We start from the raw sequence: 24,662 nt of genomic DNA, 5'->3' as shown, positions 1-24,662 counted from the left end.
AAGAAATTCATTATGACGTTGTCTCCTTATTTACAAGAGGTAGCGAAGCGCCGTACGTTCGCCATTATCTCTCACCCGGATGCCGGTAAAACCACCATCACCGAGAAGGTGCTGCTGTTCGGACAGGCTATCCAGACCGCCGGTACGGTAAAAGGCCGTGGTTCCAACCAGCATGCAAAATCTGACTGGATGGAGATGGAAAAGCAGCGTGGTATCTCCATTACCACCTCCGTGATGCAGTTTCCGTATCAGGATTGCCTGGTTAACCTGCTGGATACCCCCGGCCACGAAGACTTCTCCGAAGATACTTACCGTACGCTGACGGCGGTAGACTGCTGCCTGATGGTCATCGACGCCGCAAAAGGCGTAGAAGACCGTACCCGTAAGCTGATGGAAGTTACCCGCCTGCGCGATACGCCGATCATCACCTTTATGAACAAACTCGACCGTGACATCCGTGACCCAATGGAGTTGCTGGATGAAGTCGAGAACGAGCTGAAAATTGGCTGCGCGCCGATTACCTGGCCGATTGGCTGCGGTAAGTTGTTCAAGGGCGTCTACCACCTCTATAAAGATGAAACCTATCTGTACCAGACCGGTAAGGGTCACACGATCCAGGAAGTCCGCATTGTTAAAGGGCTGAATAACCCGGATCTGGACGCTGCCGTCGGCGACGATCTGGCACAACAGCTGCGTGATGAACTTGAACTGGTACAGGGCGCATCAAACGAGTTTGATGAAGAGCTGTTCCTCGCTGGTGAAATCACCCCGGTCTTCTTTGGTACCGCGCTGGGTAACTTTGGTGTGGATCACATGCTGGACGGCCTGGTGGAGTGGGCGCCTGCGCCGATGCCACGTAAAACCGATACTCGTGAGGTCGTCGCCGCTGAAGAGAAGTTTTCCGGTTTCGTCTTTAAAATTCAGGCCAACATGGACCCGAAACACCGCGACCGCGTAGCTTTCCTGCGCGTAGTGTCGGGCAAATATGAAAAGGGCATGAAGCTGCGCCAGGTGCGCCTGGGTAAAGACGTCGTGATTTCTGATGCGCTGACCTTTATGGCCGGTGACCGTTCACACGTTGAAGAAGCCTTCCCCGGCGACATCATTGGTCTGCATAACCATGGCACTATCCAAATCGGCGACACCTTCACGCAGGGTGAGATGATGAAGTTCACCGGGATTCCGAACTTCGCACCGGAACTGTTCCGTCGTATCCGCCTGAAAGATCCGCTGAAGCAGAAACAGCTGCTTAAAGGCCTGGTCCAGCTCTCTGAAGAGGGTGCGGTTCAGGTCTTCCGTCCGATTGCTAACAACGATCTGATTGTGGGTGCGGTGGGTGTGCTGCAGTTTGATGTGGTGGTTTCACGCCTCAAAAGCGAATACAACGTTGAAGCGGTTTATGAATCGGTCAACGTCGCCACCGCGCGTTGGGTAGAATGTAACGACGTGAAGAAATTCGAAGAGTTCAAACGCAAGAATGAAATCCAACTTGCGCTGGATGGCGGCGATAACCTGACCTACATTGCCCCTACCATGGTTAACCTGAACCTGGCGCGTGAGCGTTACCCTGAGGTTCAGTTCCACCAGACCCGCGAACACTAATCCCCCCTACGGAGCGCGGCAGACACCGTGCTCCGTCACTTTACCTGTCTTATTAGCCTCTTGCGGAAAGTTCTTAAATAGCCACTATTTCGCTTTCATTGCTCGCTTTTTAATCTCCCCAACAAGCGTTTTTACGATTGTGATCTATATTTAACAATGTAATGACATTTTGGTTGGGTGTTAATCCTGTTCAATGCATGTTCAATGGTTATTAATTCATCCAAAATGTCATTACTTAATATTAATGACTGGAAAAGGGCCGTGTGCAAAGGGTGAAAACGGTAAAAGCCGTGAGTGTGACCTGAGCCATTGACTCAATATTAGGTGATTTCACCAGAGCAATAACGGCTTGATTGCCGTGGACAGCCCAAATTGTGGGCAAACTACAGGAATAGATCGATGACTACGACAAGACTGAAGATTTCTAAAACTCTGCTGGCAGTAATGTTGGGTGCAACGCTTGCAAGTGGTTCTGCGTTTGCAGAAACCTCCACTTCAGACAAAGCGGAAAACGCAGCTGACAATGCAGGGCAGAAAATCGATAGCTCTATGAATAAAGTCGGTAATTTCATGGATGACAGTGCCATTACGGCAAAAGTTAAAGCCGCGCTGGTTGATCATGAAGATATCAAAAGCACTGATATCTCCGTGAAAACTGAGAAAAAAGTGGTGACCCTGAGTGGTTTTGTTGAAAGCCAGGCTCAGGCTGAACTGGCAGTAAACGCAGCGAAAGGTGTTGAAGGTGTGGATTCCGTGAGTGACAAACTGCACGTTCGCGACGGTAAATCATCGTCTGCGAAAGGTTATGCAGGCGACACGGCAACCACAAGTGAGATCAAAGCTAAACTGCTGGCCGATGACATCGTCCCTTCCCGTAAGGTGAAAGTGGAAACCACTGATGGTGTTGTCCAGCTGTCCGGTACGGTTGATTCTCAGGCACAAATTGACCGTGCAGAAAGCGTCGCCAAAGCAGTTGATGGCGTGAAAAGTGTGAAAAACGATCTTAAAGCAAAGTAATAAACCCTGAAAATGTGCGAACCCGATGAATTCGGGAGAAGTCAGTAAGCACCTGGGAAATATCGCAGTGAGCACCTGAGCGCTCACTTTAAGCGGTCGACATTAACTATGGGTAAGGAGAGTCTTATGTTTCGTTGGGGCATTATATTTCTGGTCATCGCGTTAATTGCCGCCGCTCTGGGCTTTGGTGGTCTGGCGGGTACGGCAGCTGGCGCTGCGAAAATCGTCTTCATCGTCGGTATTATTCTGTTCCTGGTCAGCCTGTTCATGGGACGTCGACGTCCGTAGCGATGTAACGTTTAACTAAACGAATCATAAAGCCAGTCCATGTGACTGGCTTTCATTGTTTCTATGGTCAATAAAATGCGTTACTTTGGCTTAACGATAATCAATAAGAATTGAAGGAAGGCAGGGTGGGGCAGCATATTCCTGTAACGCCTGGCAATATCGCGCCATTAGCGTTAAAACCATTTCGTCCTGGCCGGGTCGCGCTGGTATGTGAAGGCGGCGGTCAGCGCGGTATTTTCACCGCCGGGGTGCTGGACGAGTTTATGCGCGCCGAATTTGACCCTTTCGATCTCTATCTTGGCACCTCTGCGGGTGCGCAGAACCTTTCCGCTTTTGTCTGTAACCAGCCGGGTTATGCCCGCAAAGTGATCATGCGTTACACTACCAGCCGTGAGTTCTTTGACCCTGTACGCTTTGTGCGTGGCGGCAATCTGGTTGATCTTGACTGGCTGGTGGAAGCGACCGCCAGCAAAATGCCACTGGCCATGGATTACGCCGCACGTGGATTTGATGCCGGGAAATCGTTCCTGATGACCGCCTGCCGCCAGGATGACTATACCGCGGAATACTTTGCGCCTCAGCACGATACCTGGTTGGATCTGATTCGCGCCTCCAGTGCGATTCCGGGTTTTTATCGACCGGGGGTAATGCTGAATGGCATTAACTACCTGGATGGTGGCGTGAGCGATGCCATTCCGGTACAGGAAGCGGCGAAACGCGGCGCAAACACGATAGTGGTCATCCGCACGGTTCCTTCACAAATGTATTACACGCCACAATGGTTTAAGCGCATGGAACGCTGGCTGGGGGAGAGCAGTCTGCAACCGTTGATTAACCTGGTGCAGCATCATGAGAAGACCTATTCGGCTACGCAGAAATTTATCGAGGCACCGCCCGGTCAACTGCGCATAATCGAAATTTACCCGCCAAAACTGCTGAACAGCATGGCGCTGGGCAGCCGATTACCTGCGCTGCGTGAAGACTACAAGCTGGGCAGGCTCTGTGGTCGCTACTTCCTTGCAACCGTGGGCAAACTGCTGGTGGCTACGCCCCCGTTGCTCCGTCACCCTCCGGTGGTCACCCCCGCGGCCACGGTCGTGGTGCCGCCGGCGGCCGTGGCGAACGACGCGCTCGACACACCGTTAGTTAACGCTGAACAAGCCAATGATCTCCCTTTCAATAGCGAGGACACGGCGTGAGCTGGCATTTTATTGATACCCACTGTCATTTCGATTTTCCTCCCTTTCAGAACGATGAAGCGCACAGCATTGATTTGGCGTCAGAGGCGGGTATTGAACGCATTATTGTGCCGGCGATTGGCTCACACTATTTCGACCGGGTGATGGCACTTGCCCGCACCTGGCCTGCGCTGTACAGCGCACTGGGGTTGCATCCCATCGTTATCGAAGAACACACGCCGGACTGCCTCGACAAGCTGGAGCAATGGCTCGCCTCGCGGCCGGAAAAACTGGTCGCCATCGGTGAGATTGGCCTCGATTTGTATCGCGAAAATCCCCAGTTTGACAGGCAGGAAGCGGTGCTTGACGCTCAGCTAAAGCTGGCCAAACGCTTTGATTTACCGGTGATTCTGCATTCACGTCGCACGCACGATAAACTCGCCATGCATCTCAAGCGCCACAACCTCCCACGCACCGGTGTGGTACACGGTTTCGCCGGGAGTGTGCAGCAGGCGGAGCGTTTTATCAGTCTCGGATACTGCATTGGGGTGGGCGGCACCATTACCTATCCCCGTGCCAGCAAAACGCGCGAGGTGATGACGCAATTGCCGCTTGATGCGCTGTTGCTGGAAACCGACGCCCCGGATATGCCGTTGAACGGTTTTCAAGGGCAGCCCAACCGACCCGAACAGGCCGCACGCGTCTTCGAAACCCTTTGCGAACTGCGCCCGGAGGCACCGGATGTAATAGCCCAGGCGCTGTTCGACAATACGCAGCGCCTGTTCAGGTTTGCATAATAATCGCTACAGGTAGAGCGCGGGCAGGATCACCTTTTCAACGCCTCGCGCCTCCAGCGCCTGCGCCAGAGGGGCGATATCCTCCCTTGTCGCACTGCGCCACTTTTTTGCCTCGCCATACACCCCGTGGGCATGAAAGGCATTAAGCCTCACGGGCACATCGCCCAGCGTGCGAATAAAGGCAGCCAGCGCATCGATATGTTGCTGATAGTCGCAATGGTCGGGAATCACCAGCAGGCGAAGCTCCGTCAGCTTTTTGTGCGCAGCCAGTAAGCGCAGGCTGGTGAATACCTGTGTGTTATCGCGTCCCGTCAGAAAGCGGTGCAGGCCGCCGCTCCAGGCCTTTAGATCGATCATGGCGCCGTCACACATAGGCATAAGTTTGTGCCAGCCGGTCTCACTCAACATGCCATTGCTGTCTACCAGACAGGTAAGATGCCCCAGAGACGTGCTGCTCTTCAGGGCGCTGAACAACGCCACTAAAAAGGGCAATTGCGTGGTCGCCTCGCCACCGCTTACGGTAATGCCCTCAATAAACATCGCCGCTTTTTGAATCTGTGCCAGCACCTCGCTCACGCTGAGCGTTAACGCCATCGGCGTTGATTGCTGCGGGCATATCGTCAGGCAGGTATCGCACTGCCTGCATGCGGCGGAATCCCAACTGACCCGCCCCTCCGACAGCGTTAAAGCGCCGTGTGGGCAGGTCGGTACGCACGCTGCGCAATGATCACAACGCCCTATGGTCCACGGGTTATGGCAGTTTTTACAGTTAAGATTGCAGCCCTGTAAAAACAGGGCCAGGCGACTGCCAGGCCCATCTACGCAGGAGAACGGGATGATTTTACTGACTAAAGCGCATCTGCTGTTCATGGCTGACCACGCGAGACTGTCGTTCAAGGATGTGGGTATTGCGGGCCGCTTCTTCACCCAGCCAGGTGGTATTGGTTCGTGATCCTTCGGCACGGAATTTCTCAAGATCCGAGAGGCGCACCATGTAGCCGGTGACGCGAACTAAATCGTTACCGCTGACGTTAGCGGTGAATTCACGCATCCCGGCCTTAAAAGCCCCAAGACAGAGCTGTACCACCGCCTGCGGATTACGTTTCACCGTTTCATCCAGCGTCAGAATGTCACTGATGCCCGAGGTGTACCAGGCGTGATGTGGTGCGACCGTTAGCAGGTGAGTGATGGGGTCGGGCTCATCACCATAAGGCAAACGCGCGCCCGGCGTGGTGTCGGTATCCGAGCTGATCCCCGACTGGGCATGCAGCATGGCCCTGTTGTTCCAGCCCTGTTTTACCGGATTTCTTTCTACAAATTCAGCGAGTTGTTCGCTAATTGTGTAGGCCAGCGCGTTGGCTTCCATATCTTTACCATAGCGCAGGTTAAGACCAGATCGATCGCAGAGAATATTGACCGCTTCTGCCAGCCCGTACATGCCAAACATCGGCGCAAAACGTTGCGGATCAATTAACCCTTCTTTGACCAGAAAGCTCTGCTCAAAGAAACCGGATTGTTGATACAGAAAGTCGCAGCGCGCATCAATAATGGCCATTTGCTGGCGGCAGTAGTGAGGAAGCACATTATTGATAAAGTCTTCCGCGTCACGACTACGTTCGGCAATGGCCTTAAGATTCAGTCGCACCAGGGTGCTGCCACCCCCTGCCAGCGGCAGTGAGTTGTAACAACTGACGATGCCATAACCACCTTTTGTGAAAATTTTATCATTTTCGGGGCCGTTGGCGATATGCGGCTTACTGCATTCACAAATATTTTTCGCCACTTCAAGCAGTAAGTCATTTGGCGTAATCTCGGGGTCATAAATAAAGGTCAGATTAGGCGCAACCTGCTTAAGTTCGGCGTCTGCGCGGAGAATGGCACGGGTGATGGGGGTGTCCGCAGGGCCAATGTTGGCATGCATAAAGGCATCGGGCAGGGTTCTGTCGAGATAACGCCAGAAACGTTTTATTCGAATATCGACGTCCTCTTGTGTTAGAATTCTAACATACGGTTGCAGGATAGCGTCGAGTTGCCCCAAATAGACGGGCATGGATGTGACGGAAGGAACATGGTGGTAGAGGATTGTCAGCATCGACAGCGCGTCGTCGAGGTCGGTTGCCCCTTCCAGTTCAAGCCACTGCGACCCATTAGCGAGGAATTTTGCGTAGTCCGGCAGCACATAGCGCGGTTTATAAGGGGCATGGCCTTCAAACATGTCGCAAATTGTCCCTTCTTCCAGCGCGGCGCGGGCCTCTTCAGGCAAAGCGGGATAGGGAAGCGTGTTCTCCGCTTCCAGCGCCAGAAAATGGCGTTTTTGCGCCGGTGTCAGCGTACGGCTGGTGACAATATCCCGGCACCGCGACTGGTGGTATGAATCATTGGATGTGGACATATTCGCTCCTCTTATTCCTTAAGTGGTGAGCGAAGTGTAGGTAATCGGGCGTTTACCTCTTTTGATCCACATGCGCTAAACCACCGGTAAAGCGCCTCGCTCAGTACTGAAGTTTGATGAATGTCTCATTATGGTTTTGCAAAAATGAATGTCGTTTTCATTAACTGTGATGAGTGTCGAAGTGTGATGATGGGTAAATGTTAGAATAATAACAGACCCGACTAAATCGGCAGTTGCCGACGGAGAAAGCTATGACTGATTTAACTGCAAGCAGCCTGCGTGCATTGAAATTGATGGACCTGACCACCCTGAACGACGATGACACCAATGAAAAAGTCATTGCCCTGTGCCATCAGGCAAAAACAGCGGTGGGTAACACGGCGGCCATCTGCATCTACCCACGCTTTATCCCCATTGCACGTAAGACGCTGAATGCGCAGGGCACCCCGGATGTGCGTATCGCTACGGTAACCAACTTCCCGCATGGCAACGACGACATCGAGATCGCGCTGGCGGAAACCCGTGCCGCTATCGCCTACGGTGCAGACGAAGTGGATGTGGTGTTCCCCTATCGCGCGCTGATCGCGGGCAATGAGCAGGTCGGTTTTGACCTGGTGAAAGCCTGCAAAGAGGCCTGCGCTGCGGCAAACGTGCTGTTGAAAGTGATCATCGAAACCGGGGAACTGAAAGAAGAAGCGTTGATCCGTAAGGCCTCTGAAATCTCGATCAAAGCCGGTGCGGACTTCATTAAAACCTCTACCGGTAAAGTGCCGGTCAACGCCACCCCGGAAAGCGCCCGCATCATGATGGAAGTGATCCGTGATATGGGTGTTGAGAAAACCGTGGGTTTCAAACCCGCTGGTGGTGTACGTACCGCTGAAGACGCGCAACAGTTCCTGGCGATTGCCGATGAACTGTTTGGCGCCGACTGGGCTGATGCTCGCCACTATCGCTTCGGTGCATCCAGCCTGCTGGCCAGCCTGCTCAAGGCACTGGGCCATGGCGATGGTAAGAGCGCAAGCAGCTACTGATTACTCGTCAATGCCGGATGGCGCTTCGCTTATCCGGCCTACAGGATCGTAGGGCGGGTAAGCGTAGCGTCACCCGCCACAATTCACCCGATTCCGCATGGGGGTTACCGTGTTTCTCGCACAAGAAATTATTCGTAAAAAACGTGATGGTCACGCCTTAAGCGACGAAGAGATTCGCTTCTTTATCAATGGCATTCGCGATAACACCATCTCCGAAGGGCAGATTGCTGCGCTGGCGATGACCATTTTCTTCCACGATATGTCGATGCCTGAGCGTGTTTCGCTGACCATGGCAATGCGAGATTCAGGAACCGTTCTGGACTGGAAAAGCCTCAATCTCAATGGCCCGATTGTTGACAAACACTCCACCGGCGGTGTGGGCGATGTAACCTCGCTGATGCTCGGCCCAATGGTGGCGGCATGCGGTGGCTACATTCCGATGATCTCCGGACGTGGGCTGGGTCATACCGGTGGTACGCTGGACAAACTGGAAGCCATTCCGGGGTTTGATATCTTCCCGAATGACCAACGCTTCCGCGACATTATTAAAGATGTGGGTGTGGCGATTATTGGCCAGACCAACTCTCTCGCTCCTGCGGATAAGCGCTTTTATGCGACCCGCGACATCACCGCGACCGTCGACTCCATTCCACTCATCACCGCCTCAATCCTCGCCAAAAAACTGGCGGAAGGGCTGGATGCGCTGGTGATGGACGTGAAAGTGGGCAGCGGTGCCTTTATGCCAACGCCGGAACTCTCCGCTGAACTGGCGCAGGCCATCGTTGGCGTGGCGAATGGCGCAGGCGTCCGCACCACCGCGCTGCTGACCGATATGAATCAGGTGCTCGCTTCCAGCGCGGGTAACGCAGTGGAAGTGCGAGAAGCCGTGCGCTTCCTGACCGGTGATTACCGTAACCCGCGTCTGCTGGAGGTCACCATGGCACTGTGCGTGGAGATGCTGATTTCCGGCAAACTGGCGAAGGACGACGCCGAAGCGCGTGCCAAACTGCAGGCGGTGCTGGATAACGGCAAAGCGGCTGAAATCTTTGGCCGCATGGTCGCTGCACAAAGTGGCCCGACCGATTTCATCGAAAATTACGATAAGTATTTACCGACGGCGATGCTGACCAAAGCGGTCTATGCAGACCGTGAAGGCTTCGTCGGACAGATGGACACCCGTGCCCTCGGTATGGCGGTTGTCTCCATGGGCGGTGGTCGCCGTCAGGCCTCGGACGCCATTGATTACAGCGTGGGCTTCACCGACATGGCGCGTCTGGGCGATGCGGTAGACGGCCAACGTCCGCTTGCCATCGTTCATGCGAAAGATGAAGCAAGCTGGCAGGATGCGGCAAATGCGATAAAAGCGGCGATCGTTATTGCAGATAATGCGCCGAAAGAAACGCCAACGGTCTGGCGGCGCATTACCGATTAACGATATACTGATCTGATCGCTATTTTTTGAAGCACTACGTACGGAGAACAATATGAAACGTGCATTTATTATGGTGCTGGACTCTTTCGGCATCGGCGCAACAGAAGATGCAGAACGTTTTGGTGACGTGGGTTCCGATACCATGGGTCACATCGCAGAAGCCTGTGCTAAAGGCGAAGCGGATAACGGACGTAAAGGCCCGTTGAATCTGCCAAACCTGACTCGCCTGGGCCTGGTGAAAGCGCACGAAGGTTCAACCGGTAAAGTTGCTGCTGGCATGGATGGCAACGCGGAAGTGGTGGGCGCATACGCCTGGGCGCATGAGCTCTCTTCCGGCAAAGACACGCCATCCGGCCACTGGGAAATCGCCGGTGTACCGGTCCTGTTTGACTGGGGTTACTTCTCCGATCACGAGAACAGCTTCCCGCAGGAACTGCTGGATAAACTGGTTAAGCGTGCCAACCTGCCGGGTTACCTCGGTAACTGCCACTCTTCCGGTACCGTCATCCTCGACCAGCTTGGCGAAGAGCACATGAAAACCGGCAAGCCGATTTTCTACACCTCCGCTGACTCGGTGTTCCAGATTGCGTGTCACGAAGAGACCTACGGCCTGGATAAGCTTTACGAGCTGTGTGAAATTGCCCGCGAAGAGCTGACCGAAGGCGGTTACAACATTGGTCGCGTTATCGCCCGTCCATTTGTAGGCGACAAAGCCGGTAACTTCCAGCGCACCGGTAACCGTCATGACCTGGCTGTCGAGCCACCATCAGCGACCGTGCTGCAGAAGTTTGTCGATGAGAAAGACGGCCAGGTCGTCTCCGTGGGTAAAATCGCCGACATCTACGCCAACTGCGGCATCACCAAAAAAGTGAAAGCCACCGGTCTGGACGCGCTGTTTGACGCTACCATTGAAGAAATGAAAATCGCGGGTGATAAGACCATTGTCTTTACCAATTTCGTTGATTTTGACTCATCCTGGGGCCATCGCCGCGATGTCGCGGGCTATGCGGGTGGTCTGGAACTCTTTGACCGCCGACTGCCGGAGCTGATGGAGTTGGTGGGTGAGGATGACATCCTGATCCTGACCGCTGACCACGGCTGCGATCCGACCTGGCAGGGCACCGATCATACCCGTGAGCACATTCCGGTTCTGATCTACGGCCCGAAAGTGAAACCAGGGTCGCTTGGCCACCGTGACACCTTCGCGGATATCGGCCAGACCGTCGCGAAATACTTTGGTACGTCTGACATGGAATATGGCAAAGCCATGTTCTGAGGCCATTGCCGGGTGGCGGCTGCGCCTTACCCGGCCTACAAAACTACATGAAACACGGGTGCGGCTTGATGCCCTCACCCCAGCCCTCCCCCACGGGGGGAGGGAGAACTTAAAATGAAAAGGAACTGAAGATGGCAACGCCTCACATTAATGCAGAAATGGGTGATTTCGCTGATGTTGTTCTGATGCCGGGCGATCCGCTGCGCGCTAAACACATCGCTGAAACGTTCTTTGAAGATATCCGTGAAGTGAACAACGTACGCGGCATGCTGGGTTACACCGGTACCTACAAAGGTCGCAAAATTTCCGTAATGGGTCACGGCATGGGTATCCCGTCCTGCTCTATTTATGCGAAAGAGCTGATCACCGATTTCGGCGTGAAGAAAATCATCCGTGTGGGCTCCTGCGGCGCTGTACGCATGGACGTAAAACTGCGTGATATCGTTATCGGCATGGGTGCCTGTACCGATTCTAAAGTTAACCGTATGCGTTTTAAGGATCATGACTTTGCGGCGATTGCCGACTTTGACATGGTGCGTAACGCGGTTGATGCAGCCAAAGCGCTGGGCGTTGATGCCCGCGTCGGTAACATCTTCTCTGCGGATCTGTTCTACGCACCGGACGGCGGCGAGATGTTCGACGTAATGGAAAAATACGGCATCCTGGGCGTCGAAATGGAAGCAGCAGGTATCTATGGCGTGGCGGCAGAGTTCGGTGCGAAAGCGCTGACCATCTGTACCGTTTCTGACCATATCCGTACCCACGAGCAGACCACTTCAGCTGAGCGTCAGACCACGTTCAACGACATGATCAAAATCGCGCTGGAATCCGTTCTGCTGGGCGACAAAGAGTAAGTATTGTGTCGCCCGGTAGCGCTGCATTTACCGGGCCTGGGCAAAAACCTGTAGGCCGGATAAGGCGTAGCCGCCATCCGGCTTATTTTTTATCGAAGTATTTATTCATAAATCTTCTCATTCTTAATATTTATCCATATTTTTCATTGTGATGTGATTTTAATCTATTCAGATATCTATCCAGGTATCTATTCATGCAGTACGAACTTGCATCCATGTTGGCCATACAAGCAGGGCTTCCGAACATCCATAAATTTCAGCCATGCGGCTTCTCATAGGAGTGCTTATTTGTTCTTTTTTTTCAATACGAGCAAGCGATTCCGGGGTGATGTTCAACATTTTTGCAGCATCAGTACGAGATAAGTGTTTACAGATACGTACCGCAGCAAGCCAGGATACTTTTTGCTGAGCCATGGTTAGCGCAATGGCCTGCTCTTGTTTTATCACGTCAAACATGCAGCCATTCCATTAAGTGGGAGAGCCCATGAGCTGACAAGAAATGACGGAGCCATGACTGGAAGAGTCATTATCTCACGGCCCCTGCAATCCACGCCGACAGCTCCCGCAGCTCTTTCTCTTGCTCCGGGAAATCTCCCAGCAGTGCATCACACTCTTGCGCCAGTGCATCCGCGCGATACAAGCAGCCCTGCAGACGAGCAGCCAGTGCCTCCAGCGGCGCGGGATTCAGGCTGTCGGTGAACACCTGCGTGCGGGTGATATGCCCCTTTTCAACATCGAAGTGCAGTTCCACGCCGCCCCAGGTGAAACGCTCATCCAGTAAATGACTGAATGCCGGGGCCTGGCCAAAATTCCACTCCCAACTGCTCTGGCGGGCAAAGGTTTCGGCGAAGTTTGGCAGGTCCGGGGTTTTATCCGGCGAAATGATCTCGGCTTCCACACGCTCACCATAATGCGCGAAAAAGGCTTCCGTCACCGCTTCACAAATGCGTTCATGGCTGACGCCGGGCAGCAAATCGACGAGGTTCGCGACCCGTCCACGCACCGACGTAATGCCTTTGGCCTGTAGCTTTTTCTTATCGGGATTGAGGTAGTTCGCCAGACGGCTGAGGTCTGCATTCAGCAGCAACGTGCCATGATGGAAACCACGATCCTGGGTTTCGCGATAGGCCGAACCGGAAACCTTGCGATCGCCCTCATCGGTTTTAACCACCAGGTCATTTCGCCCGGAGGCTTCTGCGGTGACGCCAAGGGCGTTTAGCGCGTTGAGCACAATCGAGGTGGAGATGGTTTTGTCATACTCTGGCTTACCCGCCATAAAGGTAAAGCAGGTGTTACCGAGATCGTGGAATACCGCGCCACCGCCGCTGCTGCGTCGCGCCAGCCGGACGTTATCTTCTTCCATCCGCCGCGTATTACACTCTTTCCACGGGTTCTGCGCCCGGCCAATGACGACCGTATCGGCATTGCGCCACAAAAAAAGCACGCGCTGAGTGGCAGGCATCTGGCGGAAAATACACTCTTCAACCGCCAGATTGAACCAGGGATCGTAAGAATCAGAGATAAGCAGGCGCAGCGTAGACATGGCAGATTTCCTTTTCCATTTTGAGGCGCCCACTGTACCACTAATCTTTCTTTTCGCTCTCTTCCTCTTCCACGACGGGCTTGTTGGCCGTCAGCAGGAAAGGTGACTGTTGCCAGCGGGTACGCTTACCCTGCAGCAGGGTGCGGGTCAGCACCACACCAATTGCCAGTGAGAGCAGCAGCATCAGGCGCAAAATATTGGTGGTGTTATCCACCTGTTTGGATTCTGTCGCCAGAGTATGAGTATCGAGCGTTAAGCGCAGATAGCCCAGCGGTCCGCTTTTCCCCTGAATCGGCTCGACGATCTGCTGATTAAAGTAGCCGCCCGCTTTTTTACCGTCCAGCGCCAGTCTGTCGCGCACGTCAATGCTTTCACCAGAGCGAGCGATAAGATCTCCGCCCTCATCGTAGACGCCAGCATCCAGGATGCGGCTCTCATCGGTTAATTGCCGGAGTACAACACTGATTCGCTTATCGTCAGGGGTTTCAGTCCGCATCAGCGGGGCGAGGTTCAACGTCACCTGTTTTGCCAGCGTGCGGGCAAGCTCCTCGAACTGCGGATTTCGCTGGCGCTGGTGATTCTGACTGAACCATGAGGCCCCCTGCATCAGAGCAACCAGCAAGGCCAGACAGAAAAGCACGATCACGGCGCGATGAAGCCTGAATTTAAGTTTTGCGCGAGCCATATTCCACCTGTTGAAAATTTGCGGCTTAATGTTGCCAGAAGCGCTGGTTACAAGGTAGCCTCATGCGTTATTTTTACCTCAGCACATATCCCTACAGGAGCTGTAATGCCGAATAATTTGACCTGGTGCGACCTGCCCAACGACGTTTCACAGTGGCCTGGGTTGCCGCTCTCATTAAGTGGCGATGAGGTCATGCCCCTGGATTATCACGCAGGACGCAGCGGTTGGCTTCTGTATGGACGCAAGCTGGATAAAGCACATCTGACCGCCTGGCAGCGTAAACTGGGGGCTGCCATGGTGATTGTGGCGGCCTGGCGGGTGGATGATTATCAGGTCATTCGCCTGGCCGGCTCGCTGACGCCGCGTGCCACGCGTCTGGCGCATGATAGTGGGCTGGATGTGGCTCCGCTAGGAAAAATCCCGTCGCTGCGCATGCCGGGCGTGATGGTGATGGACATGGACTCCACCGCCATTCAAATCGAATGTATTGATGAAATTGCCAAACTGGCGGGAACCGGCGAGCAGGTGGCTGAAGTCACGGAACGCGCGATGCGCGGCGAGCTGGACTTTACCGCCAGCCTGCGCAGCCGGGTGGCCACGCTCAAAGGTGCGGATGCCAATATTCTGCATCAGGTACGTGAAACGCTGCCATTAATGCCTGGTCTCACGCAGATGGTGCTGAAGATGCAAACCCTGGGCTGGAAAGTGGCCATCGCCTCCGGCGGCTTCACCTTCTTCGCCGACCATCTGCGGGAAAAATTGAGCCTGTCCGATGCGGTGGCTAATCAACTGGAAACCTTTGACGGCAAGTTTACCGGCAATGTGTTGGGCGATATCGTAGACGCGCAGTACAAAGCGAAAACCCTTACCGAGCTGGCGGAAAAATATGAAATTCCGCTGACGCAGACCATTGCGATTGGTGACGGCGCAAACGATCTGCCGATGATTAAAGCTGCTGGTCTGGGCATTGCCTACCATGCAAAACCCAAAGTTAACGAAAAGGCGGAAGTCACGATCCGTCACGCTGACCTGATGGGCGTGTTCTGCATTCTCTCAGCCAGCATCAGTAAAAAATAAACGAGGTCTCTGTGGCGAAAGCTCCAAAACGCGCATTTGTCTGTAATGAATGTGGTGCCGATTACCCCCGCTGGCAGGGGCAGTGCAGTGCCTGCCATGCCTGGAATACCATTACCGAAGTGCGCGTGGCGGCATCGCCTACCGTGGCCCGCAATGAGCGTCTGAGCGGCTATGCGGGCAACGCGGGCGTCTCAAAGGTGCAGAAATTATCTGATATCAGCCTTGAGGCATTACCGCGCTTCTCCACCGGGTTTAAAGAGTTCGATCGTGTACTTGGCGGCGGCGTGGTGCCGGGCAGCGCCATTCTGATTGGTGGTAACCCGGGTGCCGGGAAATCCACGCTGCTGTTGCAGACCCTGTGCAAACTTGCCGAACACATGAAAACGCTGTACGTCACCGGGGAAGAGTCATTGCAGCAGGTGGCGATGCGCGCGCACCGGCTGGGTCTTCCAACCACCAATTTGAATATGCTTTCTGAAACCAGCATCGAGCAAATCTGCCTGATTGCGGATGAAGAACAGCCGAAGCTCATGGTCATCGACTCCATTCAGGTGATGCATATGGCGGATATCCAGTCTTCGCCGGGCAGCGTGGCGCAGGTGCGAGAAACCGCTGCTTATCTGACGCGCTTTGCCAAGACGCGTGGCGTGGCAATTGTGATGGTGGGGCATGTCACTAAAGACGGCTCGCTGGCCGGGCCGAAAGTCCTGGAGCACTGTATTGACTGCTCGGTACTGCTGGATGGCGATGCTGATTCCCGTTTTCGTACGCTGCGCAGCCACAAGAACCGCTTTGGCGCGGTGAATGAGCTGGGCGTGTTTGCCATGACCGAGCAGGGGCTGCGCGAGGTCAGTAATCCATCTGCCATCTTCCTGAGCCGCGGTGATGAAGTCACTTCTGGCAGCTCGGTGATGGTGGTGTGGGAAGGTACGCGACCGCTGTTGGTGGAGATTCAGGCGCTGGTCGATCACTCCATGATGGGCAACCCACGCCGTGTCGCGGTGGGGCTGGAGCAAAACCGTCTGGCCATTTTACTGGCGGTGCTGCACCGCCACGGAGGTCTGCAAATGGCCGACCAGGATGTTTTCGTCAACGTGGTGGGCGGCGTGAAGGTGACAGAGACCAGCGCCGATTTAGCACTGCTTCTGGCGATGGTCTCCAGCCTGCGCGACAGGCCGCTGCCGCAGGATCTGGTGGTCTTCGGCGAAGTGGGGCTGGCGGGCGAGATTCGCCCCGTACCGAGCGGGCAGGAGCGAATCTCTGAAGCCGCGAAACATGGCTTCCGCCGGGCTATCGTGCCCGCAGCCAACGTGCCGAAAAAAGTGCCGGAAGGCATGCAGATTTTTGGCGTGAAGAAACTCTCAGATGCGCTAAGTGTCTTTGACGACTTATAATTAAATGTATGCACCGATGTTGTAGGCCTGATAAGCGAAGCGCCATCAGGCACTGCGATTTACTGCATTGCGTTAATTTGCCGGATGGCGGCGATGCCTTATCCGGCCTACGATTTTTTTCAGCAGGAGGCTCCAGTGTCGTCATTCGACTATCTCAAAACCGCGATTCGTCAAAAGGGCTGTACGCTTCAGCAGGTTGCGGACGCCAGCGGTATGACCAAAGGCTATCTGAGCCAGTTGCTGAATGCCAAAATCAAAAGTCCCAGTGCGCAAAAACTGGAGGCCTTACACCGCTTTCTCGGCCTTGAATTCCCTCGTCAGCAGAAAAACATTGGCGTGGTGTTCGGCAAATTCTACCCCTTGCACACCGGGCATATTTACCTGATTCAGCGCGCCTGTAGCCAGGTGGATGAGCTGCATATCGTGATGGGTTACGACGAAAAACGCGACCGCGAGCTCTTTGAGAACAGCGCCATGTCGCAGCAGCCGACCATCAGCGACCGTTTGCGCTGGCTGCTTCAGACTTTTAAGTATCAGAAAAATATCCGTATTCATGCCTTCAACGAAGAGGGGATGGAGCCGTATCCGCACGGTTGGGATGTCTGGAGTAAAGGCATTAACGCCTTTATGGATGAGAAAGGCATTCAGCCCAACTGGATCTACACCTCAGAAGAGGCGGATGCTGAGCAATATCTTGAACATCTTGGCGTGCAGACGGTGTTGATCGACCCCAAACGCACCTTTATGAACATCAGCGGCGGGCAGATTCGTGCCAATCCCTTCCGTTACTGGGATTATATTCCCACCGAAGTAAAACCCTTTTTCGTGCGTACGGTGGCGATACTGGGAGGGGAGTCCAGCGGAAAATCAACGCTGGTGAATAAACTTGCCAATATTTTTAATACCACCAGTGCCTGGGAATATGGGCGGGATTATGTGTTCTCTCATCTGGGCGGCGATGAGATGGCGCTGCAGTATTCTGACTATGACAAAATCGCCTTGGGTCAGGCACAGTACATTGATTTTGCAGTTAAATATGCCAATAAAATCGCGTTTATTGATACCGATTTTGTTACCACACAGGCGTTTTGTCTCAAGTACGAAGGGCGCGAACATCCCTTTGTGCAGGCGATGATCGACGAGTACCGCTTTGACCTGGTGATCCTGCTGGAAAACAACGTTCCCTGGGTTGCCGATGGGTTAAGAAGTCTGGGCAGTTCAGTCGACCGCCGGGAGTTCCAGAACATGCTGGTGGATATGCTCAAAGAGAACAATATCACCTGGCGGCACGTTGAAGAGCCGGATTACGATTCGCGGTTTCTGCACTGCGTTGAGTTGGTCAGAGAGTTGATGGGTGAAAAGGGGGAGTCCTCTGCGGTCTGATGCCCTCACCCCGGCCCTCTCCCACGGGGAGAGGGAGCAAACACTAAAAAAGGCAACTTGCGTTGCCTTTTTGCTTTGAATTTGTGCGGTCTGATGCCCTCACCCCGGCCCTCTCCCACGGGGAGAGGGAGAAAACACTAAAAAAGGCAACTTGCGTTGCCTTTTTGCTTTTACCTCTATGGGGAGAGGGAGCAAACACTAAAAAAGGCAGCTAACGCTGCCTTTTTGCTGTTTATTTTGAAATACGTTTGTACTTGATGCGCTTTGGTTCCAGCGCGTCAGCGCCGAGGGTGCGTTTCTTGTACTCTTCGTACTCGGTAAAGTTACCTTCAAAGAATTCCACTTTACCTTCATCCTGGTAGTCCAGAATGTGGGTGGCGATACGGTCAAGGAACCAACGGTCATGCGAGATAACCATCGCGCAGCCCGGGAACTCCAGCAGAGCGTTTTCTAACGCGCGCAGGGTTTCGATATCCAGGTCGTTGGTCGGTTCATCGAGCAGCAGCACGTTGCCGCCAACCTGCAGCAGTTTTGCCAGGTGCAGACGACCGCGCTCACCACCGGACAGCTCGCCGACGCGTTTGCCCTGATCAACCCCTTTGAAGTTGAAGCGGCCAACGTAGGCGCGGCTTGGCATCTCGGTATTGCCGATGCGCATAATATCCTGCCCACCTGAGACTTCTTCCCACACGGTCTTGCTGTTGTCCATTGCGTCACGGAACTGGTCAACGGAGGCCAGCTTGACGGTATCACCCAGGGTGATAGTGCCGCTGTCAGGTGATTCCTGACCGGACATCATGCGGAACAGGGTGGATTTACCCGCGCCGTTTGGACCGATGATGCCGACAATCGCCCCTTTAGGCACGGCAAAGCTCAGGTCGTCAATCAGCAGGCGATCGCCGTAGGATTTACGCAGGTTGCTGACTTCCACCACTTTGTCACCCAGGCGGGCTCCTGGTGGAATAAACAGCTCGTTGGTTTCGTTACGCTTCTGGTATTCAGCGTTGTTCAGCTCTTCAAAGCGTGCCAGACGGGCCTTGCCCTTAGACTGACGGCCTTTCGCGCCCTGACGAACCCACTCCAGCTCTTTCTCAATCGATTTACGACGCGCTGCTTCCTGAGAAGCTTCCTGTGCCAGGCGCTGATCTTTCTGCTCCAGCCAGGAGGAGTAGTTACCTTCCCACGGAATACCTTCACCGCGGTCAAGCTCAAGGATCCAGCCAGCAACGTTATCAAGGAAATAACGGTCGTGGGTAATTGCCACCACGGTGCCTTCGAAGTCGTGCAGGAAACGTTCCAGCCACGCCACGGATTCCGCATCCAGGTGGTTAGTCGGTTCGTCGAGCAGCAGCATATCGGGTTTTTCGAGCAGCAGGCGGCAAAGCGCCACACGGCGGCGTTCACCACCGGACAGGGTTGCGATTTTCGCATCCCAGTCAGGCAGACGCAGGGCATCCGCCGCACGTTCCAACTGGACGTTCAGGTTATGACCGTCGTGCGCCTGAATGATCTCTTCAAATTTGCCCTGTTGAGCCGCCAGCTTATCGAAGTCGGCATCCGGTTCCGCGTACTTAGCATACACTTCATCCAGGCCTTTCAGCGCGTTAACGACCTCGGCAACCGCTTCTTCAACGGATTCACGCACGGTCTGCTCAGGATTTAACTGCGGTTCCTGCGGCAGGTAACCAATTTTGAGACCCGGCTGAGGGCGGGCTTCACCTTCGATATCGGTGTCGATGCCAGCCATAATACGCAGCAGGGTGGACTTACCGGCGCCGTTAAGGCCCAGTACGCCGATTTTTGCGCCAGGGAAGAAACTCAGCGAGATGTTTTTCAGAATATGACGTTTCGGCGGAACCACCTTGCCGACACGGTGCATGGTATATACGAATTGAGCCACGTTGGACTTCGCCTCTTTTATGTAATATCAACAGCGGAGTGTAGCCGTTTTCTTTGCCCAATCCCAGCCAGCCCTGTCAGGTGTGTTAAAACGGGCGAGAAAGGTAAAAAAGTGTCCATTACGTGGCGCGTTGCGTCAGGCACGGTTAGCATTAATAAATTGTGCGGCATGAGGCTGCAATGACCGTTTTATAAGAGGAATGCGCAGTGCAGAGAGCGAAACAAGCCGCCTGGCGTTACATGGTGGCCAGTATGTGTTTACTGTCCCTCAGCAATGCAGCTCGAGCGGACTCACTGGATGAACAACGTAGTCGCTACGCCCAAATCAAGCAGGCGTGGGACTTGAAGCAGATGGATGTGGTGTCGCAACTGATGCCGACGCTGAAAAATTACCCCCTCTATCCGTACCTGGAATATCGCCAGATTACCGACGATCTGATGAACCAGCCCACGGTCACCGTCAGCAATTTTATTCAGGCTAACCCTACGCTACCGCCCGCTCGTACCCTGAAGACGCGCTTTGTGAATGAACTGGCGCGCCGACAGGACTGGCGTGGCCTGCTGGCTTTTAGCCCGGAAAAACCGGCAGCGACCGAGGCGCAATGTAATTACTACTATGCGAAGTGGAATACGGGGCAGGCCGAAGAGGCCTGGCAGGGGGCAAAAGAACTCTGGCTGACCGGCAACAGCCAACCGAATGCCTGTGACCAGCTGTTTGGCGCATGGCGTGCGTCTGGTCAACAGGATCCGCTGGCGTTTCTGGAACGTATCCGTCTGGCGATGAAAGCGGGGAATACCCGACTGGTGACGGTGCTGGCAGGCCAAATGCCCTCGGAGTATCAAACCATCTCTACGGCGATCATTGCGCTGGCAAACGATCCAAACAGCGTCATGAATTTTGCCCGCACCACCGGAGCCACCGACTTCACCCGTCAGATGGCGGCTGAAGCGTTTGAAAGCGTGGCGCGTCAGGATGTGGAAAATGCGCGGCTGATGATTCCATCCCTGGTGCAGGCGCAGCAACTGAACGAAGATCAAACCCAGATCCTCAGAGATACCGTGGCCTGGCGGCTGATGGGCAACGACGTGACTGAGGAGCAAGCGCGCTGGCGCGATGATGCCATCATGCGCTCGCAATCGACGTCCATTGTGGAACGCCGGGTGCGTATGGCAATCGGCACCGGCGACCGGGCCGGATTAAATACCTGGCTGGCGCGTCTGCCGATGGACGCGAAAGAAAAAGATGAATGGCGCTACTGGCAGGCCGATCTGCTGCTTGAGCGTGGCCGCGAGACTGAGGCAAAAGAGATCCTGCATACGCTGATGCAGCAGCGCGGATTCTACCCGATGGCGGCCGCCCAGCGGCTGGGGGAAGATTACACGATGAAAATCGATAAAGCCCCCGGCAATATTGATCCCGCACTGGCGCAAGGGCCAGAAATGGCACGCGTGCGCGAATTAATGTTCTGGAATCAGGACAATACCGCGCGCAGTGAATGGGCCAATTTGATCACCAGCCGCACTGTCTCCGAGCAGGCTCAACTGGCACGCTATGCGTTTAATCAACACTGGTGGGATCTGAGCGTTCAGGCAACGATCGCCGGTAAGCTTTGGGATCAGTTGGAAGAGCGTTTCCCGCTGGCATATAACGATCTTTATGCGCGTTATACCCAGGGGAAAGACATTCCGCAAAGCTATGCGATGGCAATTTCGCGTCAGGAGAGTGCCTGGAACCCTAAAGTTCGTTCACCGGTGGGAGCAAGCGGCTTGATGCAAATTATGCCGGGAACGGCAACGCACACGGTGAAGATGTTTAATATTCCGGGCTACAGCAACGCGGCGCAGCTGCTCGACCCGGAAACCAACATCAATATTGGTACCAGCTACCTGCAGTACGTCTATCAGCAGTTTGGCAACAACCGTATCTTCTCCTCGGCGGCGTACAACGCCGGGCCCGGGCGCGTGCGTACCTGGTTGAATAACAGCGCAGGGCGTATTGATGCGGTCGCATTTATTGAAAGCATTCCGTTTTCTGAAACGCGCAGTTATGTGAAAAACGTACTGGCCTATGATGCTTATTACCGCTTCTTTATGAACGGAACCAAGCCAACCGTGCTGACTGACGCGGAATGGCAGCGTCGTTACTGATCGCCGTTGTTTATGCTATGCTGCGTACTCATTAACGAGTACGCAGCAAAATGGCGGAATATTATGACTCAACAATCACCCTATTCAGCGGCCATGGCCGAACAACGCAACCAGGAATGGCTGCGCTTCGTTGAACTCGTCAGACAATCGTATGAACAGGATCTGCATCTCCCCCTGCTCAATCTGATGCTTACGCCGGATGAACGTGAAGCACTGGGCACTCGCGTGCGGATCATCGAAGAGCTTTTGCGCGGCGAGATGAGTCAGCGCGAGCTGAAAACGGAGCTGGGTGCCGGTATTGCCACTATTACCCGTGGCTCCAACAGTTTAAAGTCAGCACCGGCCGACTTACGCGTATGGCTGGAAGCGATCTTACTCAACGCTCAGCGATAAACCGCATTGTGGAACGGGCTTAAGGCCAGAATCACCGCCTGGTGATAGACGCTGGCGCGGGTGAGTTTACCGGCGGTAAATACCCCAATGGCCCCCTCTTTACGGCCAATTTCATCGATGCCGGTGTAACTCGACATCGCCGGTCCCAGGGCTTCACCTTCACGGATTTTTTTCAGAATCACTTCAGGCAGGGGCAGGGTGGCGGAACGCGATTCTCCGCGCTGCTCACTATTCTCAATCACCACCCAGCTAAAGGTGCTGCCTTCATCAATTCCTGCTTCTATGGCGACCCAGAAATCCGCATTCGGTCTGGCAAGACGGGCGTTGTTTACCCGGTTGCGGGCGCCTGCGCGAGTTTCTTCATTGCCGAGGGGTTGTTCCGGCACGCCGCTTGCGACGTCAACGGATTCGATTTCGCAGCAACCTTCGCCGTAGATCTCATGAAAAGCGTGCAGAATCGCCCGAATTTTGGCGGGATTGGTGGTAGCAACGACAACATGGTGCATAATCTATACTTGGCAGCCCGAAATGAGATGCGTTTTCCATGCCGGGTAAAGCCGTCCTCAAATAATAAATTTCATCGCAGTATAATGGATAAAAAAGCATGTTACAGGTATACCTTGTCCGCCACGGTGAAACGCAGTGGAACGCCGAGCGTCGTATTCAAGGCCATTCAGACAGTCCGTTAACGGAGAAAGGGGAACAGCAGGCATGGCAGGTTGCTGAGCGCGCAAAAGCGCTGGGCATCACCCATATTATTGCCAGCGACCTCGGACGGACGCGCCGCACGGCTGAAATCATCGCAGAATTATGTGGATGTGACATTACCCTTGATTCACGTCTGCGCGAGCTGGATATGGGCGTGCTGGAAAAGCGCCGTATCGAATCCCTTACCGACGAAGAAGAAGGCTGGCGTCGTACCCTGGTTAATGGGACGGCGGGCGGGCGTATTCCTGAGGGCGAGTCAATGCAGGAGCTGGCTGACCGTATGCATGCGGCGCTGGCGGATTGCCTGACGTTACCGCAAGGGAGTCGCCCGATGATCGTCAGTCATGGTATGGCGCTGGGCTGCCTGGTCAGTACCATCCTCGGCCTGCCTGCGTATGCTGAGCGTCGTCTGCGCCTGCGTAACTGTTCCATCTCGCGTATCGATTATCAGGACAGCGCGTGGCTGGCATCCGGCTGGGTTGTAGAGACCGCAGGGGACGTATCGCATCTGGACGCCCCTGCGTTGGATGAACTGCAGCGTTAACGGCGGATAGGGACGAGATATTCGCAGCGAATCTGGTGCGGTGGCTCTTGCGTCCGCGCATCATCCTGCGGGTAAAAACGTTCAATATCCTGGCCTTTGCGGCGTGTCAGATTGAGCATTGGCATGCAGGTGCCGTAGACGGTCAGGATAAATTCCTGCACGCCGCTGCCCAGTCCGTCGTAGGAGAACATCACGTAATCGCCGCCTTCCAGCACCACCGGATGGGCGTTATGCATGTGCCCGTTCGCCATCTCAGGCGTCAGCGCGGTGGTGTAAAAGACTTCCTGCTCATCATCTTTCTCAAGGCTTGGGCGCGGCTCATGCAAGCCATACATTTCAGCCGGAACAGAAGGCGCGTTACCCAGAAACTCCCGCCAGAACTGAATGCGCATCTGATGGCGGAAATCAGAAATCTCTTCCAGAGAACAGGTATAGCTTTGGGTAATCCCCACCAGCTGCGTTTCAGGCAGGGTAACGAACTCGTGCTTCGGCATCGTGAATTCACCTAAGCGCATGGGCGGGCGAATGCCAAATGCGCTCCAGTCAGGCGAGCGACGGTACAATGCAGGCGTTTGCGAAAATTGCTTTTTGAAAGCGCGGGTAAAGGTTTGCTGCGAATCAAAACGGTATTGCAGGGCAATATCCAGAATCGGACGTGAGGTCAAACGCAGCGCAACGGCGGATTTTGACAGGCGGCGGGCGCGAATGTAGGCACCAATCGCATGGCCCGTCACGTCTTTAAACATCCTTTGCAGGTGCCACTTGGAATAGCCTGCTTTCGCCGCCACATTGTCCAGCGATAACGGCTGATCGAGATGGCCTTCCAGCCACGCAAGCAGATCGCGAATAATCCCGGCCTGATCCATACAATATCCTCTTCCATAAAACGGCGAACGCCTGATACAAGGATGGGATAATATCACCGTTTGTTGTTTTAGCATTCAGTGTTTTTTTTGTTCATAAATGCGCATTGTGACTGATTTTCATGATGATTTTTGTAAATTAGTGATCTATAAACGTT

Annotated in this window: 23 protein-coding genes; 15 read left to right on the top strand and 8 right to left on the bottom strand. The window is 54.3% G+C overall.

The genetic code is table 11. The features are described from left to right. The first annotated feature begins 12 nt into the window (after positions 1-12). The 5 genes from prfC (at position 13) to ACUY4Q_RS20795 (ending at position 4,882) form a co-directional block, all read left to right on the top strand. Entirely contained in the window at positions 13-1,602 is a 1,590-nt protein-coding gene (gene prfC, locus ACUY4Q_RS20815) for a peptide chain release factor 3 (protein ID WP_458044574.1), read from the top strand. 399 nt (positions 1,603-2,001) lie between these two features. Continuing rightward, positions 2,002-2,619 carry a molecular chaperone OsmY gene (gene osmY, locus ACUY4Q_RS20810; RefSeq protein ID WP_458044573.1) on the top strand — a complete coding sequence of 206 codons (618 nt, stop codon included), beginning with the start codon at positions 2,002-2,004 and terminating at the stop codon, positions 2,617-2,619. Between the two features lie 126 nt (positions 2,620-2,745). Then, positions 2,746-2,907 (top strand): DUF1328 domain-containing protein, encoded by a 162-nt coding sequence (locus ACUY4Q_RS20805; RefSeq protein ID WP_007373037.1) that lies wholly within the window; start codon positions 2,746-2,748, stop codon positions 2,905-2,907. Between the two features lie 125 nt (positions 2,908-3,032). Further along, the gene (locus tag ACUY4Q_RS20800; protein WP_458044572.1) at positions 3,033-4,106 is read left to right on the top strand and encodes a patatin-like phospholipase family protein; all 1,074 of its coding nucleotides are present in this window, start codon (positions 3,033-3,035) and stop codon (positions 4,104-4,106) included. Beyond that, complete coding sequence (locus ACUY4Q_RS20795; protein ID WP_458044571.1) at positions 4,103-4,882, top strand: TatD family hydrolase; 780 nt, start codon at positions 4,103-4,105, stop codon at positions 4,880-4,882. The genes ACUY4Q_RS20800 and ACUY4Q_RS20795 overlap by 4 nt, the downstream gene beginning before the upstream one ends. A gap of 6 nt (positions 4,883-4,888) precedes the next feature. Here ACUY4Q_RS20795 and ACUY4Q_RS20790 read toward each other — a convergent pair whose 3' ends face one another. Together ACUY4Q_RS20790 and ACUY4Q_RS20785 are read right to left on the bottom strand one after the other, a co-directional pair. Continuing rightward, on the bottom strand, positions 4,889-5,752 hold the full coding sequence (locus ACUY4Q_RS20790; protein ID WP_458044570.1) for a YjjW family glycine radical enzyme activase: 864 nt from the start codon (positions 5,750-5,752) through the stop codon (positions 4,889-4,891). Further along, positions 5,724-7,274 carry a YjjI family glycine radical enzyme gene (locus ACUY4Q_RS20785; RefSeq protein WP_458044569.1) on the bottom strand — a complete coding sequence of 517 codons (1,551 nt, stop codon included), beginning with the start codon at positions 7,272-7,274 and terminating at the stop codon, positions 5,724-5,726. The genes ACUY4Q_RS20790 and ACUY4Q_RS20785 overlap by 29 nt, the downstream gene beginning before the upstream one ends. Positions 7,275-7,525: 251 nt before the next feature. On the opposite strand from ACUY4Q_RS20785, the gene deoC reads away from it, so the two are divergent. The 4 genes from deoC to deoD all read left to right on the top strand — a co-directional run bounded on the left by deoC (position 7,526) and on the right by deoD (position 11,867). Then, positions 7,526-8,305, top strand: coding sequence for a deoxyribose-phosphate aldolase (deoC, locus tag ACUY4Q_RS20780; RefSeq protein ID WP_458044568.1), 780 nt, complete (start codon positions 7,526-7,528; stop codon positions 8,303-8,305). 109 nt (positions 8,306-8,414) lie between these two features. Continuing rightward, positions 8,415-9,737: a thymidine phosphorylase gene (gene deoA / locus ACUY4Q_RS20775; protein WP_458044567.1), complete on the top strand. Its 1,323-nt coding sequence runs from the start codon at positions 8,415-8,417 to the stop codon at positions 9,735-9,737. Positions 9,738-9,789: 52 nt separating this feature from the next. Continuing rightward, positions 9,790-11,013: a phosphopentomutase gene (gene deoB / locus ACUY4Q_RS20770; protein WP_458044566.1), complete on the top strand. Its 1,224-nt coding sequence runs from the start codon at positions 9,790-9,792 to the stop codon at positions 11,011-11,013. A gap of 131 nt (positions 11,014-11,144) precedes the next feature. Further along, a complete protein-coding gene (gene deoD, locus ACUY4Q_RS20765) occupies positions 11,145-11,867 on the top strand; it encodes a purine-nucleoside phosphorylase (RefSeq protein WP_047371922.1) in 723 nt (240 codons plus the stop codon). Between the two features lie 192 nt (positions 11,868-12,059). On the opposite strand, the gene ACUY4Q_RS20760 is transcribed toward deoD, so the two are convergent. The 3 genes from ACUY4Q_RS20760 to ACUY4Q_RS20750 all read right to left on the bottom strand — a co-directional run bounded on the left by ACUY4Q_RS20760 (position 12,060) and on the right by ACUY4Q_RS20750 (position 14,095). Beyond that, positions 12,060-12,323 carry a helix-turn-helix domain-containing protein gene (locus ACUY4Q_RS20760; RefSeq protein WP_458044565.1) on the bottom strand — a complete coding sequence of 88 codons (264 nt, stop codon included), beginning with the start codon at positions 12,321-12,323 and terminating at the stop codon, positions 12,060-12,062. Between the two features lie 70 nt (positions 12,324-12,393). Beyond that, positions 12,394-13,410: a lipoate--protein ligase gene (lplA, locus tag ACUY4Q_RS20755; RefSeq protein WP_458044564.1), complete on the bottom strand. Its 1,017-nt coding sequence runs from the start codon at positions 13,408-13,410 to the stop codon at positions 12,394-12,396. Between the two features lie 40 nt (positions 13,411-13,450). Continuing rightward, positions 13,451-14,095: a YtjB family periplasmic protein gene (locus ACUY4Q_RS20750; RefSeq protein ID WP_458044563.1), complete on the bottom strand. Its 645-nt coding sequence runs from the start codon at positions 14,093-14,095 to the stop codon at positions 13,451-13,453. Between the two features lie 105 nt (positions 14,096-14,200). On the opposite strand from ACUY4Q_RS20750, the gene serB reads away from it, so the two are divergent. The 3 genes from serB to nadR all read left to right on the top strand — a co-directional run bounded on the left by serB (position 14,201) and on the right by nadR (position 17,949). Next, positions 14,201-15,172, top strand: coding sequence for a phosphoserine phosphatase (gene serB, locus ACUY4Q_RS20745; RefSeq protein ID WP_458044562.1), 972 nt, complete (start codon positions 14,201-14,203; stop codon positions 15,170-15,172). Positions 15,173-15,183: 11 nt separating this feature from the next. Continuing rightward, a complete protein-coding gene (gene radA / locus ACUY4Q_RS20740; RefSeq protein WP_458044561.1) occupies positions 15,184-16,566 on the top strand; it encodes a DNA repair protein RadA in 1,383 nt (460 codons plus the stop codon). 135 nt (positions 16,567-16,701) lie between these two features. Further along, the gene (gene nadR, locus ACUY4Q_RS20735; protein ID WP_458044560.1) at positions 16,702-17,949 is read left to right on the top strand and encodes a multifunctional transcriptional regulator/nicotinamide-nucleotide adenylyltransferase/ribosylnicotinamide kinase NadR; all 1,248 of its coding nucleotides are present in this window, start codon (positions 16,702-16,704) and stop codon (positions 17,947-17,949) included. A gap of 232 nt (positions 17,950-18,181) precedes the next feature. Here nadR and ettA read toward each other — a convergent pair whose 3' ends face one another. Continuing rightward, positions 18,182-19,849 (bottom strand): energy-dependent translational throttle protein EttA, encoded by a 1,668-nt coding sequence (ettA, locus tag ACUY4Q_RS20730; protein WP_458044559.1) that lies wholly within the window; start codon positions 19,847-19,849, stop codon positions 18,182-18,184. 206 nt (positions 19,850-20,055) lie between these two features. Here ettA and sltY point away from each other — a divergent pair, with 206 nt between their 5' ends. Beyond that, complete coding sequence (gene sltY, locus ACUY4Q_RS20725) at positions 20,056-21,996, top strand: murein transglycosylase (protein WP_458044558.1); 1,941 nt, start codon at positions 20,056-20,058, stop codon at positions 21,994-21,996. A 63-nt stretch (positions 21,997-22,059) separates the two neighbouring features. Then, a complete protein-coding gene (gene trpR / locus ACUY4Q_RS20720; RefSeq protein WP_458044557.1) occupies positions 22,060-22,389 on the top strand; it encodes a trp operon repressor in 330 nt (109 codons plus the stop codon). On the opposite strand, the gene yjjX is transcribed toward trpR, so the two are convergent. Beyond that, positions 22,380-22,895: an inosine/xanthosine triphosphatase gene (gene yjjX, locus ACUY4Q_RS20715; RefSeq protein ID WP_458044556.1), complete on the bottom strand. Its 516-nt coding sequence runs from the start codon at positions 22,893-22,895 to the stop codon at positions 22,380-22,382. The genes trpR and yjjX overlap by 10 nt on opposite strands. Positions 22,896-22,993: 98 nt before the next feature. Between yjjX and gpmB the strand changes: the two genes are divergently transcribed. Continuing rightward, positions 22,994-23,641: a 2,3-diphosphoglycerate-dependent phosphoglycerate mutase GpmB gene (gene gpmB / locus ACUY4Q_RS20710; protein WP_458044555.1), complete on the top strand. Its 648-nt coding sequence runs from the start codon at positions 22,994-22,996 to the stop codon at positions 23,639-23,641. Here gpmB and robA read toward each other — a convergent pair. Then, positions 23,638-24,507 (bottom strand): MDR efflux pump AcrAB transcriptional activator RobA, encoded by an 870-nt coding sequence (gene robA / locus ACUY4Q_RS20705; RefSeq protein ID WP_458044554.1) that lies wholly within the window; start codon positions 24,505-24,507, stop codon positions 23,638-23,640. The genes gpmB and robA overlap by 4 nt on opposite strands. Between the last annotated feature and the right edge of the window lie 155 nt (positions 24,508-24,662).

It is taken from the genome of Phytobacter cepae, assembly GCF_054165735.1.
The sequence above is the reverse complement of the archived record's forward strand: the minus strand, read 5'-3'. Positions and strand labels throughout refer to the sequence as shown.